This window comes from Burkholderia sp. SIMBA_062, from assembly GCF_046534765.1.
Taxonomy (GTDB): Bacteria; Pseudomonadota; Gammaproteobacteria; order Burkholderiales; family Burkholderiaceae; genus Burkholderia; species Burkholderia ambifaria.
In genome coordinates this window covers 1-270 of the sequence record NZ_JAWRYD010000284.1, presented here as the reverse complement: position 1 = coordinate 270, position 270 = coordinate 1, and the positions used below count along the sequence as shown (strand labels likewise).

The window sequence follows — 270 nt, the reverse complement described above, 5'->3', positions numbered from 1 at the left end:
ACCGCTGGCGGTGACATTCCATGGCCGAAATAGGGGAAACAAGGACGCTGTAGGCTACTTCGCCAATACGCTCGCCGTGCCTTTTGATGCATGCGACGAAAGCGTGGAAGATTTTATCAAACGCACCGCTAAGCGGCTGGACGAGGCGTCAAGGGCCAGTCTAAATGCCGGTTATCCGGAATTGGCGGAGATAATGGCGCCGCAAGGATGGACACCTACGGTCCCGTCCAACGCTGTGATTTTGCAGCAGGATATGCCCGGCATGCCGAG

At 56.7% G+C, this 270-nt stretch carries 1 protein-coding gene; it reads left to right on the top strand.

Going from position 1 to position 270, the window contains the following annotated elements:
* A partial coding sequence (locus SB786_RS36385; protein ID WP_410731601.1) for a hypothetical protein occupies nucleotides 1-270 on the top strand: 270 nt, incomplete at both ends.